Annotated in this window: 11 protein-coding genes; 6 read left to right on the top strand and 5 right to left on the bottom strand. The window is 75.4% G+C overall.

Annotation, left to right across the window (positions count from 1 at the left end; translation table 11 throughout):
- The first annotated feature begins 295 nt into the window (after nucleotides 1–295).
- Nucleotides 296–1,096 carry a MerR family transcriptional regulator gene (locus tag ACZ6PY_RS08135; RefSeq protein ID WP_466070307.1) on the top strand — a complete coding sequence of 267 codons (801 nt, stop codon included), beginning with the start codon at nucleotides 296–298 and terminating at the stop codon, nucleotides 1,094–1,096.
- A 14-nt stretch (nucleotides 1,097–1,110) separates the two neighbouring features.
- Here ACZ6PY_RS08135 and ACZ6PY_RS08130 read toward each other — a convergent pair whose 3' ends face one another.
- Nucleotides 1,111–2,046 carry a phosphotransferase family protein gene (locus ACZ6PY_RS08130; protein WP_466070305.1) on the bottom strand — a complete coding sequence of 312 codons (936 nt, stop codon included), beginning with the start codon at nucleotides 2,044–2,046 and terminating at the stop codon, nucleotides 1,111–1,113.
- Between the two features lie 41 nt (nucleotides 2,047–2,087).
- Nucleotides 2,088–2,666, bottom strand: coding sequence for a dihydrofolate reductase family protein (locus tag ACZ6PY_RS08125; RefSeq protein WP_466070303.1), 579 nt, complete (start codon nucleotides 2,664–2,666; stop codon nucleotides 2,088–2,090).
- 91 nt (nucleotides 2,667–2,757) lie between these two features.
- On the opposite strand from ACZ6PY_RS08125, the gene ACZ6PY_RS08120 reads away from it, so the two are divergent.
- The gene (locus ACZ6PY_RS08120; protein WP_466070301.1) at nucleotides 2,758–3,336 is read left to right on the top strand and encodes a TetR/AcrR family transcriptional regulator; all 579 of its coding nucleotides are present in this window, start codon (nucleotides 2,758–2,760) and stop codon (nucleotides 3,334–3,336) included.
- Between the two features lie 69 nt (nucleotides 3,337–3,405).
- Here the strand turns inward: ACZ6PY_RS08120 and ACZ6PY_RS08115 are convergent, their stop codons facing one another.
- Entirely contained in the window at nucleotides 3,406–4,725 is a 1,320-nt protein-coding gene (locus ACZ6PY_RS08115; RefSeq protein ID WP_466070299.1) for a hypothetical protein, read from the bottom strand.
- A gap of 155 nt (nucleotides 4,726–4,880) precedes the next feature.
- On the opposite strand from ACZ6PY_RS08115, the gene ACZ6PY_RS08110 reads away from it, so the two are divergent.
- Nucleotides 4,881–6,029 (top strand): polysaccharide pyruvyl transferase family protein, encoded by a 1,149-nt coding sequence (locus ACZ6PY_RS08110; protein WP_466070297.1) that lies wholly within the window; start codon nucleotides 4,881–4,883, stop codon nucleotides 6,027–6,029.
- Nucleotides 6,030–6,036: 7 nt separating this feature from the next.
- Here the strand turns inward: ACZ6PY_RS08110 and ACZ6PY_RS08105 are convergent, their stop codons facing one another.
- Nucleotides 6,037–6,243 carry a hypothetical protein gene (locus ACZ6PY_RS08105; RefSeq protein ID WP_466070295.1) on the bottom strand — a complete coding sequence of 69 codons (207 nt, stop codon included), beginning with the start codon at nucleotides 6,241–6,243 and terminating at the stop codon, nucleotides 6,037–6,039.
- A gap of 83 nt (nucleotides 6,244–6,326) precedes the next feature.
- Here ACZ6PY_RS08105 and ACZ6PY_RS08100 point away from each other — a divergent pair, with 83 nt between their 5' ends.
- The gene (locus ACZ6PY_RS08100) at nucleotides 6,327–6,848 is read left to right on the top strand and encodes a DinB family protein (RefSeq protein WP_466070293.1); all 522 of its coding nucleotides are present in this window, start codon (nucleotides 6,327–6,329) and stop codon (nucleotides 6,846–6,848) included.
- Nucleotides 6,849–6,854: 6 nt separating this feature from the next.
- Here the strand turns inward: ACZ6PY_RS08100 and ACZ6PY_RS08095 are convergent, their stop codons facing one another.
- The gene (locus ACZ6PY_RS08095) at nucleotides 6,855–7,727 is read right to left on the bottom strand and encodes a carbohydrate kinase family protein (RefSeq protein ID WP_466070291.1); all 873 of its coding nucleotides are present in this window, start codon (nucleotides 7,725–7,727) and stop codon (nucleotides 6,855–6,857) included.
- A 63-nt stretch (nucleotides 7,728–7,790) separates the two neighbouring features.
- Here ACZ6PY_RS08095 and ACZ6PY_RS08090 point away from each other — a divergent pair, with 63 nt between their 5' ends.
- Both ACZ6PY_RS08090 and ACZ6PY_RS08085 read left to right on the top strand, forming a co-directional pair.
- The gene (locus ACZ6PY_RS08090; RefSeq protein ID WP_466070289.1) at nucleotides 7,791–11,000 is read left to right on the top strand and encodes a DEAD/DEAH box helicase; all 3,210 of its coding nucleotides are present in this window, start codon (nucleotides 7,791–7,793) and stop codon (nucleotides 10,998–11,000) included.
- A complete protein-coding gene (locus ACZ6PY_RS08085; RefSeq protein WP_466070287.1) occupies nucleotides 10,997–11,938 on the top strand; it encodes an SWIM zinc finger family protein in 942 nt (313 codons plus the stop codon). The genes ACZ6PY_RS08090 and ACZ6PY_RS08085 overlap by 4 nt, the downstream gene beginning before the upstream one ends.
- The last annotated feature ends 16 nt before the right edge of the window (nucleotides 11,939–11,954 follow it).

The following is an 11,954-nucleotide window of genomic DNA, read 5'->3' as shown; positions in this document are numbered from 1 at the left end:
CCCCTCGCCCTCTAGGAACGCCGCGCGCCCCCCGGATGGTTGAGGCGGTTTTCCTTCGTCGCGCAACCGGGGTCGGGGCCGCCCCTCGGCATCGGGGGGATCGGCGGCTTGACCCTGACGCAGCGTCAACCCGGCATGCTGGCGGCATGGACTCTCCACCGGCGGCCGGCGCGGCACCCGCACGTCGACGACCTGGATGTGCTTCCAGCGGTGGCGGTCGTCGTGGTCGCCGCCGGCCGGTCCGCCTCCATCGTCCCGAGACGCACGCTCTCCCGAGCAGGGCAGGATCAGGGGCATGCTGACGATCGGGCAACTGGCGTCGTACGCCGGTGTCACGGTGCGGGCGGTGCGGCACTACCACCAGATCGGCCTGCTGCCGGAGCCGGAGCGCGACGTCTCCGGCTACCGGCGGTACGGCGCGAGCGCCGTCGTCGCCCTCCTGAAGATCCACACCTTGGCCGACGCCGGGGTGCCACTCGCCGAGATCACCGCGCTGCTGCGGGCGGACGAGGCGGATTTCACCGCGGCGATCCGCCGCATCGACGGCCGCCTGTTCGACGAGATCAGCCGGCTGGAGACCAGCCGCAGACAGATTGCCCAGCTGGCCGCCGGGAACAGCGGCGGCCTCCCGCCGGAGGTCCTCGCCTATCTCGACCGGCTCCGGGAGATCGGGGTGTCCGAGCGCGTCGTGGAGGCCGAGCGGGACGGGTGGATCCTCATTTCCGCCCGCTGGCCGGACCAGGTCCGCCGCTGGATGCCGTTCAAGTTCGCGCAGCTGGAGGACCCGCGGATGGTCCGGCTCTATCGGGTTTTGTCCACGTTGGTGGACGGCGACCTGGCCGGCGAGCGCCTGACGGACGAGGCCGCCCACCACCTCATGGCGGAGGCCGCCGACATCATGGCGGAGCTGTCCGAGGAGGCCTACGCCGCCGGCGAGACCGCCGGCCAGGGTGATCCCGCGGACGACCTGCCGTACGACCTGCTCGACGCGCTCGCCGACGAGGCCCATCCCGGGGCCCGGATGATGCGCGACCTGATGCGTGAGCGGGGCTGGACGAGCTGGACCCGGCAGGAGAAGCTCCCGGGTCGGGCCTGAATCCGCCCTGATCGTCAGCCCAGCCGGCGGGCGAGCCAGGGCAGCAGGGCGTCGCCCTGCAACCGCTGGAACGCCCGGACGGTGGGGATGCCCGGCGGGGGCGGCTGGCGGGCGCCGTCCAGGAAGAAGCCGGTGAACCCGGCCAGCACGCCGGTCAGGTCGGCCGGGTCCACCCCGGCGGCCAACGGCAGGGCGGCCAGCAGCGCCTCCGGGTCGTGACCGCCGTACACCTGCACGTTGACCAGGACCAGCAGGCTGTCCAGCCAGGCCGGGCCGCGGCAGGCCCACGGCCAGTCGACCACGGTGACCGTGCCGTCCGGGCCGATGAGCAGGTTGTCGGCCCGGACGTCCAGGTGGCAGAGGGTGTCGCCGGCCAGCGCGGCCAGCCCCCGGTCGGCGGCCGCGCACAGCTCGGGCAGCCGGGCCCGCGCCCACGGGTCCAGGTCGGCCGGCGGGTCGTCGGCGAGCCGCCGCCAGCCGCCGAAGTCGTACCCGAGTTGTTCGGTCGCGGTGGTGACCACCGCGGCGGGTGCCGGGGTGAGCACCCCGGCCATCGACTCCAGCGTGGACAGCACGGCGGCCAGCTCTCCGGCCTCCCACGGGGTGGCCGGGTGCCGGCCCTCGACGTCGTCGAAGACCAGCGCGATCCAGTCGCCGTCGTCGTAGCTGTCGAGCAGCCGGGGCGCCGGCGCGGCCGGCGGCAGTGCGGCGGCGATCCGCGCCTCCGCCCGGTGCAGGGTGGGGCTGCGGTCGTTCTGCGCCGGGCTGACCGCCTTGACGAAGGCCCGCCGGCCACCGGCGGTGCGCACGCGGTCGGCGGTGCCGGGCGAGAAGCCGCCGTGCTGCGACTCGGCGGCCGCCACCCGATCGCCGAGGATCTCCTCGACCGCGGCGCGGACGGGCGCGGGCAGGTCGGCCCAGCGGATCCGGCTCTTCGTCAGGCTGGTCACCGCCCCACCGTGCGCGACCCGGCCCGGCCGCGGCAACCCGATTACCGCGCCCCGGCGGTGTAGCGGAGCACCACCAGACCGCTGTCGAACGGCCGGGTGTCGACAAGGGTGAACCGGGTGGGCGTGAAGCCCCGGTCGGCCAGCGGGATGCCGCTGCCGGCCACGATCGGGTGCAGCTTGACCACCAGCTCGTCGACCTCGTCGAGGAGCTGGCCGGCGAGCTGGCCGCCGCCGCAGAGCCAGATGTCGCCGCCGGGCTGCGCCTTCAGCTCGCGGACGAAGGCCACCGGGTCGCCGGCGACGATCTCGACCTGCGGGTCCTCGGACGGGGGCAGCGAGCGGGAGAAGACGTACTGCTTGAGGTGGGCGTAGGGGCTGGTGATGCCGAACTTCAGCGCCGGGTCGTAGGTGCCCCGGCCCATGAGCAGGGCGTCGAAGCGGCCGGCCGGCGGCGAGGCGATGCCGAACTGGGCGTGGGCGAACGTGGGGAAGGTCTGGGGCCACTCGGCGACGAGGTGGGCCGCCACGTCCGGCTCCAGCGGGAGGAAGTCGTAGGACCCGTCGGGGGCGGCGATGAAGCCGTCGAGGGTGCTGGCGACGTAGTACACGAGCTTGCGCAAACCGACTCCGATGTCCGGACTGAACCACGACGGATGTCGTGGTCGAGAGAGAATGTACAACACCTGTCGTGGTTATTGCTAGGGTGCTCGCATGGCCAGGAATCCGGAACGCCGTACCCTGCTCGCCGACGCCGGGCTGCGGGTGCTCGCCGCCGCCGGCGCCCGAGGGCTGACTCACCGCGCCGTGGACGCCGAGGCGGGCGTGCCCACCGGCACCGCCTCCAACTACTTCCCGTCCCGCGCGGCGCTGCTCGCCGCGCTGGCCCAACGGATCTTCGACCGGATGGCGCCCGACCCGGCCGTGCTGGCCGACCTCGGCGCGCGCGAGCCCTCGCTCGCGCTGGTCACCGACTACCTGCGCTACATCGTCGAGCGCACCACCCGCGAGCCCGACCTCACCCGGGCCCTGTTCGAGCTGCGGCTGGAGGCCTCCCGCCGCCCCGAGCTGCGGGCCGCGCTCGGCGACGTGCTGCGCCGGGGGTACGCCGACGACGTCGCCTTCCACGTCGCCGCCGGGCTGCCCGGCGGCGCCTTCGAGATCGCCCTGCTGCACTACGCGGTCGACGGGCTGCTGCTCGACCTGCTCACCACGTCGATCGACGCCGGGTTCGACGCCGACCAGGTCGTCTCCGCCCTGGTCTCCCGCCTGGTCGGCGGGCGGGACGCCTGACCCGGTCCGCGTCCAGGTTGCGGCACCGGTCCCGGCCGGCCGGGACCCGTCGAGGAGCGGGCGTCCGAGCTACCCCGCGTCGTGGGAGGGCTCGGCGGTGCGCCACCCGGCCGACGGCCCGCGCAGGTGCCGGGCCAACTCGTCGTCCCGGCCGAGCGCCACGCCGAGGGCGCGCAGACCCAGGTAGAGCGGCATGGAGGCGCAGGCCGCCACGTCCTCGGGCAGGCAGTCCAGCGAGTCCGGGTCACGGCGCAGCCGTTCCAGGTCGATGGGGCAGTCCACGGTCAGCCGCTGGACGTACGGCGTCTCCACCAGCCGCACGTCGGTGTCGTGGAGGTCGTCCGAGGAGACGTCGAGCATGGTGAGGCCCACGTACTCGGGCTTGGCGCCCCGGTTGAGCCACCGGAAGTAACCCAGCACCCACGTCCGTCCCAGCTGGTGCGGGGCGAGATGGCTCTCCTCCATCAGCTCCCGGCGCATGGCGGCGGCCAGGAACTCGACGAAGGTTTCCCCCGGGGGCCGGTCGCGCACGTCGACCAGGTCCACCGAACCCGAGCCCGCCGGCGCGGCGAGGCCGCCCCCGCTGACCGTGGCCTTGGGCTGCTGCCAGCACAGCACGAGCTTCCGGTCACTGGTCACCGCGAGCGTGGAAACCCCGATGACGTTCGCCAGCCTGCTCTCGGTGAGCGTCAACAGCCGCCCGTCCTCGGCGTAGGGCAGGCGGCTGCCGTCCAGATGGACCGTGCCGGTCCGGCGATCCACCACCCGCCACCCGAAGAGGTAGTTGGAGCAGATCAGGGAGTAGTAGTCGGTGCCGCTCAACCGGACCTCGCCGCTCCGGAGCAGCTCCGGCGTCAGCTCGTCGTCCTGGCGTATCAGCCGCCCGTTGAACATCGTCCCGCGGCGGACCCGGGCGGCCAGTATCGCCGCGCTGTGGGCGGCCACCCGCTTCGGCAACACGTGGCGGTCGGCCGACCAGAGATAGCCCGCGTCCGCGCCGCGCAGGGCCTCGTCGACGTCCGGCCTGCACCACGCCACCTCGCTCCGGTCGGTCGGAAGCCGGACCAGGTCGGCCGGGGCCACCGCCGGCGGTGTGGGGGTCGTCCGGCTCCGCACGAGCGCCACACTGCCGCGGCGCTGGGCCGCCCACTCCGGTGCCAGCAGGATCACGGACAGCAGCACCCCGGCCAGCCCGACCAGCAACGCCGGCACCGATCCGAGCGGAGTCGACACCAGGCCCACCAGGCCGAGCAGGAGACTGACCACGCCCGCATACCAGGTCCACCGACGCGGGGCCAGCGCGAAGCGCAGCTGCCACCGGCTACGGACCCCCACCAGCAGCAGCCAGAGTCGCGCCTGGCGCAGCCTGGCGGCTGAGAGCCTCGCCATCCCGCACTCCTGTTCCGCCGCGAACCCTCCGCCGCGGGCGCAAAGGCTAGCGGAGAACTTGCCGACCGGCTGTCCGGTTTCAGCACGGGTCGCCCCAGGCATGTACCCCAGCCGACGGGGAACGCCGTCCGGGACGCACCTGGGGAGGAGCGACGATGACGGATGGCGCCGGACTGACCATCGGTGTGCTCGGCTCGTACGGCGGTCGCAACCTCGGCGACGAGGCGATCCTCACCGGGCTCCTGGCCGACCTGCGGGAGCAGGAGCCGAATGCCCGGATCATCGTCTTCTCCCGGAACCCGGCGCACACCGCGCTGGCCCACCCCGACGTGGAGGCGGTGCCCTGGGAGGGCGTCAGCCGGGTCGACTCGTCGGCCGTCCTGGCCCAGCTCGACCTGCTCGTCCTCGGCGGCGGCGGGATCCTCTACGACAAGGAGGCCCGGCGCTACCTGCGGGTGGTGCGGGTGGCCCAGGAGCGTGGCCTGCCGCTGCTCACGTACGCGGTCGGGGTCGGCCCGCTCAGCGAAGGGGTGGACACCGGGATGGTGCGGGAGACCCTCGGCCAGGCCACCGAGGTGACCGTGCGCGACCAGGAGTCCCGCATGGTGCTGGAGGAGGCCGGGCTGCTGAACCCGATCACCGTCACCGCCGACCCGGCGTTCCTGCTCACACCGGAGGATTTCCCGGAGAGCTGGCTGCGCGAGGAGGGCGTGCCGGCCGGCAAGCAGCTGGTCGGGCTGAGCGTCCGCGAGCCCGGCCGGGCGGCGGAACGCCTCGACGTCGACGGCTACCACCGGCTGCTCGCCCAGATCAGTGACTTCCTGGTGCACCGGATCGACGCGTACGTGCTCTTCGTGCCGATGGAACGCGACGACATCCGGCACTCGCACGGGGTGATGTCGCACATGATCGCCGCCGAGCGGGGCCGGATCCTGCACAACGACTACTCGCCCCGGCAGGTCCTCGGCCTCATGAAGCACTTCGACCTCGCGGTCGGTATGCGCCTGCACTTCCTGATCTTCGCGGCCATGATGGGCACCCCGTTCCTGCCCCTGCCGTACGCCGGGAAGGTCTTCGACCTGGCCCAGCGGCTCGGGGTGCCGGCGCTGCGCGGCGTGGAGCGCGAGGTGGAGGGCCCGCTGCTGGCCGAGGTGGACCGGTTGTGGGACGAGCGCGACGCGCGGGCCGACGAGACCGCCCGGCGGGTGGCCGCCGTGTGCGAGCAGGCCCACGGCACCTCGCAGGTCACCCGCGGCGTGCTGGAGAGCATCCGGTCGCGGGCCCTGACCCGGGTCACGGCCTGAGCCGCCGTCAGGCCGCCGGCCCCCGGAACGTGTAGACCCACGAGCGGTCCTGCTCGTCGTCCGACTGGAGCTCGTAGATCTGGGCGTGCGCGAGCCCCTCCGGCCCGAGGTGGTGGTGGGTCAGTGGCGGGCGGCCGTTGCTGTCCAGCTCGACGGTGACCACCTCGCCATCGGCCGTGCCGCCCATCAGGGGGATCTGCACCGTGGATGCCATGCGCCCATCCTGCCCCGCGGATCGTCGGCCCGCAGCGGGATGCGGGGCAGCGCGCCGGCGGGCCGGGCGACTAGGTTCCGGGGATGGCGGAACCGACGATCGACCCCACCCTCGGTCCGGTCCTCGCCCGCACGGGCGACGAACGGGCGATCCTCGAATCGTTCCTCGACTTCCACCGGGCCACGGTGCTGCGCAAGGCACGCGGCCTCTCCGACGCCGAGGCGGCCCGCCGTCTCGTGCCGTCCCGCACCACCCTGGCCGGGCTGCTCAAACACCTCGCCCTGGTGGAGCGGAACTGGCTGCCCTGCCTCTTCGCCCCCGAGCCGGGCGACGTCTACCTCACCAGCGAGGCCGACGCCGAGGCGAGCTTCACGCTCGACCCGGGGGAGACGGTGGACGGGCTAGCCGACGCCTACCGGGCCGCCTGCGCCCGGTCCCGGGCCGTCGCCGCCCGGTTCGAGCTCGACCACGTGGTGCCGCACCCGCAGCTCGGCGAGGTGTCGCTGCGCTGGGTGCTCGTGCACCTCGTCGAGGAGACCGCGCGGCACGCCGGGCACGCCGACATCCTGCGCGAGCTGACCGACGGCGAGACCGGGGCGATCTGACCGGGCTCAGGCCCGGGGGAGCAGGCCGGCGGGATACTCCATGCCGTCGTGGGTGCAGGCGGCCGCGGCCACCCGGGCGGCGTAGCGGGCCGCGTCGAGCGGGGTGGCGCCGCGCAGCCGGGCCGCGATCAGGCCGGCGGCGAACGCGTCGCCCGCGCCGTTGGTGTCGACCACGGCCGCCGGCGGGGTGGTCGCGGGCACGTGGACGGGCGGCGTGTCCGGGCCGTGCAGGGTGGCGCCGGCCGCGCCGCCGGTCACCAGCACCGTCCGCGGCGCCAGCCCGGCCGCCACCTTCCCGGCCCGGTCGCCCAGCCGGACGTCGCTGACGAAGACCAGGTCGGCCGCGTCGGCGAAGGGCCGGTGGTAGTCGTTCTCGCCGTCCCAGTCGTGCAGGTCGGTGGAGAGGGACACCCCGGCGCCGAGAGCGGCCCGCAGGGTGGGCAGCGCGTCCCGGGCCCAGTCCATGATCGATACGTGGACGTGCGCCGCCTCGCGCACCAGCCCGGCCAGCTCCGCCTCGGCGAACGGCGCCGGGCCGGACCACGGGCGCGGGTCGTAGAGCGACATCCTCCGGCCGGCCGGGTCGACCATGTTCACCGAGCGGCGGGTGCCGGCCGGGGCGTCGGCCAGCACGGCGCGCACCGAGGTGCGGGCCAGCGCCGCCCGGACCACGTCGCCCGCCGGGTCGGCGCCGAGCACGTCGACCAGGGCCACCCGCAGGCCGAGCGCGTGCGCGGCAAGCGCCACCCCGGCCCCGGTGTTGCCGACCCGCAGCTCGATCGGGGGCACCGCCAGCGAGTCGGCGGCCGGCAGCGGCAGGGCGGGCACCCGGGCGCGGATGTCCACGCCCAACCCGCCGATCACGAGCAGATCGACCATGGCGCCGACAGTAGTCCGCGCCGGCCGCCTATCCTGGCCCCGGGCGTCGTCGAGGGGGAGTGCGTGCTGGTCATCCACGGCTTGTGGCTGTCCGGGCGCGGGCTCGCCGTCTGGGCCGAGGACAGCACCCGCCCGGCCCGCGCGTCCCGCCGGCCGGGCCGCGCCCCGCGCGAGCGGCCGCACCCCTTCGCCGCCGACCACGCCACCCTGGCCGCCGCGCTCGGCGGCCCGCCGGGCGCGCCCGCCTCCGTGCTGCTCGACCTGCCCACCCGGGCCGGCTCGCCGCTGGACTCGCCCGAGCTGGTCCGGACCGCCGCCGGGGAACCGGTCCGCGGCCCGGTCACCCGCGCCGGCTGGCGGGTTCCCGCCCTGGTGTACGCGCCGGACGCCGCGTTCGCCCTGCTCCGGGCGCTGGAGCCGGCGGAGGCGGTGCCCGGGGCGAGCCTCCGGCACCTGGCCGAGCTGGCCGGCTTCGCCGCCGACCTGGTCACCCGCGGCCGCGTCCTGCCGGGACTCGCCGGTACGAACCCGGCCCCGGTCTCCACCCGCACCGAACCGGCTGCGGAAGCTGACCCGGCAGATCCGGCCACCCCTCTCGACGGTGGCCGACGGGGCCTGCGTGTGGTCGACGGCTCGGACGTGGTGACCGCGTCGGCCGTCTGGCGGCCGCTGCTCACCGGCACGGACGCCGCGTGGGCCCGCTCGCTGGCGCTCGCCCTGCCCCCGGCCGCCCGCGCCGCCCGCGACTGGCACCCCGTCGCCCCGGATGCGGGTGCGTCTGTTGTCGCTCCGGCGCCAACAGACGCACCCACAGCGGCGGGCGGCGTCGAACCCGGAGAGCTGGTGGCCGAGGGGCTGGACGTGCTTGTCGACGCGGCCGCCCGGGCCGCGCTCGGCGACACCCGGCTACCCCGGGGCATGCGCCCGGGCGGACCGGTGCCGCCCTGGCTGGCCGCGCTCACCGGCCCGGAGCGTGCCTTCGCCGCCGAGCCGGCCGCCCTGGACACCCTCCGGGCCGAGCTGGACGCCTGGCAGCGCGACGCCGCCGGCGGTCCGGTACGGGCGGCGTTCCGCCTGGTCGAGCCGGTCGCGGACCCGGTGGCCGAGCTGGTCGAGGGCGGCGCCTGGCGGGTCGAGTTCGGCCTGCACCCGACCGACGAGCCGGGGCTGGTGGTCGACGCCGCGCACATCTGGCAGCGACCGGCGCCCGCGCTCGCCGCCCGTGGCGTCGACCCCCAGGAGACCCTGCTGGCCGAGCTGGGCCGGGCCAGCCGCCTCTGGCCCGAGCTGGACGCCGCGCTGCGCACCGCCACGCCGGAGGGGATGGAGCTGGACGCCGACGGCGCGCACCGGTTTCTCCGGGAGGGCGCGCCCGTGCTGCACGCGGCGGGCTTCGGGGTGCTGCTGCCCTCCTGGTGGCGGCGCTCCTCCTCCCGCCTCGGGGCGCGGCTGCGAGCACGCAGCCGGACCGCGCCCGGCACGGTCGCCGTCGCCGCCGCCGGGCTCGGCATGGACGCCCTGGTCGACTACCGCTGGGAGGTGGCCCTCGGCGACCAGCCGCTGACCGCCGAGGAGCTGGCCTCGCTCGCGGAGCTGAAGTCGCCGCTGGTCCGGCTGCGCGGCCGCTGGGTCGAGCTGGACCCGCAGCGGCTCGAAGCCGGGTTGCGGCTGCTCCGCTCCTCGGGCGAGCTGACCGTGGCCGACCTGCTGCGGATGGGGCTGGCCGGGGCCGACCGGCCCGGCGAGCTGCCGGTGCTGGAGGTGGCCGCGGACGGCGCGCTGGGCGAACTGCTGGCCGGGGAGGCGGAGCGGCGGCTCACCCCGGCCGACCCGCCGCCCGGCTTCGTCGGGACGCTGCGGCCGTACCAGCGGCGGGGGCTCGCCTGGCTGGCCTTCCTCCAGTCGCTCGGTCTGGGCGGGATCCTGGCCGACGACATGGGGCTGGGCAAGACCGTCCAGCTGCTCGCGCTGCTCGCCGGCGACCCGCCGGAGGCCGGGCCCACGCTGCTGGTCTGTCCGATGTCGCTGGTCGGCAACTGGCAGCGGGAGGCGGCGAAGTTCGCCCCGGACCTGCGGGTCCACGTGCACCACGGCGCCGAACGGGTGCGGGGCGAGGCGTTCGCCGCCGCCGTGCACGCCGCCGACCTGGTGCTGACCACCTACTCGGTGGCCGCGCGGGACGCGTACGAGCTGGCCGGGATCGACTGGCACCGGGTGGTGGTGGACGAGGCGCAGGCGATCAAGAACGCCTCCACCCGCCAGGCCGAGGCGGTGCGGTCGCTGCCCGCGCGGCACCGGGTCGCGGTCACCGGCACGCCGGTGGAGAACCGGCTCGCCGACCTCTGGTCGATCATGCAGTTCACCAATCCGGGCCTGCTCGGTCCGGCCGCCACCTTCCGGAAGAAGTTCGCCGAGCCGATCGAGCGGCACGGCGACGCCGAGGTGGCCGAGCGGCTGCGCCGGATCACCGGCCCGTTCGTGCTGCGCCGGCTCAAGACCGATCCGACGATCATCACGGACCTGCCGGAGAAGCTGGAGATGGAGGTGCTCTGCAACCTCACCGCCGAGCAGGCCGCGCTCTACCGGGCCGTCGTCGACGACATGATGGCGAAGATCGAGTCCAGCGACGGCATCGAACGGCGCGGGCTGGTGCTGGCCACCATGACCCGGCTCAAGCAGGTCTGCAACCACCCCGCCCAGCTGCTGCACGACGGTTCCGCCCTGCCCGGCCGCTCCGGCAAGCTGGAACGGCTGGAGGAGATCGTCGACGAGGTCCTCGCGGCGGGGGAGAAGGCCCTGCTCTTCACCCAGTACGCCGAGTTCGGCGGGATGCTGCGCGGCCACCTGTCGGCGCGTACCGGGCGGGAGGTGCTGCTCCTGCACGGCGGGGTGGGCAAGGCCGAGCGCGACGCCATGGTGACCCGCTTCCAGTCCCCGGCGGGCCCGCCGCTCTTCGTGCTCTCCCTCAAGGCCGGCGGCACCGGGCTCACCCTGACGGCGGCGAACCACGTGGTGCACGTGGACCGCTGGTGGAACCCGGCCGTCGAGGACCAGGCGACCGACCGGGCGTTCCGCATCGGCCAGCGCCGCCGGGTGCAGGTCCGCAAGTTCGTCTGCGCCGGCACGGTCGAGGAGAAGGTGGCCGCGATGATCGCCGACAAGCGGAGCCTGGCCCGGCGGGTGGTGGGCAGCGGCGAGCAGTGGGTGACCGAGCTGTCCACCGACACGCTGCGGGAGCTGTTCGCGCTGGAGTCCGGGGCGGTGGTCGAGTGACCACACCGGACGGAGGGTCGCGCTTCGCCGGGTTCGGCCCGCCCCGGCGGGTGGAGGGCGGGCTCAAGGCGCGCAGCACCAAGGGGGCGATCGGGCGTTCGTGGTGGTCCCGCCGCTTCCTGGAGGTGCTGGAGTCCTTCGCGCTCGGCACCCGGCTCACCCGGGGCCGGGCGTACGCGCGCCGGGGGCAGGTGCTCCGGCTCGACGTCGCGCCGGGGCTGGTCACCGCCGCCGTGCAGGGGTCCCGGCCGGATCCCTATCCGGTGCGGATCGGGCTGGCCGCATACCCGGACGGCGTGTGGGAGCGGATCGAGGCGGAGCTGGCCGGGCAGGCGTTCTTCAGCGCCCGGCTGCTCTCCGGTGACCTGCCGGCCGAACTGGAGGAGTTGTTCGCCGCGGCGGACGCGCCGCTCTTCCCGGCCACGATCGGTGAGCTGGACCAGCACTGCGGCTGCCCCGACTTCGCGGTGCCGTGCAAGCACCTCGCGGCGACCTTCTACCTGCTCGCGGAGGCGTTCGACGCCGACCCGTTCCAGCTCCTGCACTGGCGTGGGCGGTCCCGGGGCGCGCTGCTCGACCGGCTGCGTACGCTGCGCGGCGCCGCCGACCCCGGCGGCGCGCCGGCCGCCCCGGCGGTGGCCCCGGACGGGCCGGTCGTGCCGGCGGACGCGGACTCCGGGCCGGCGCGGCCCGTGGCCGGTGCGGGACGGGTGCTGGCGGGGCTGCCGGCCGTCCCGCCGGACGACGAGGTCGACCGGTTCTGGGTGTCCCCGGTGGCGCTGCCGGACCGGCCGCCCACCCTGGCCACCGGGCCGGAGCTGCTGCTGCGCCAGCTCGGCCCGCCGGGGGCCGCGATCGGCGGCCCCGGCCTCGTCGAGCGGCTCCGCCGGGCGTACCGGGAGTTCGGCCGCGGTGAGGCCGGGCCGGACCCGGGCTGACCGTCGCCGGCGGCGC

The sequence above is a fragment of the Micromonospora sp. NPDC048907 genome (assembly GCF_055586885.1).
This window is presented reverse-complemented; position numbering and strand designations above follow the sequence as displayed.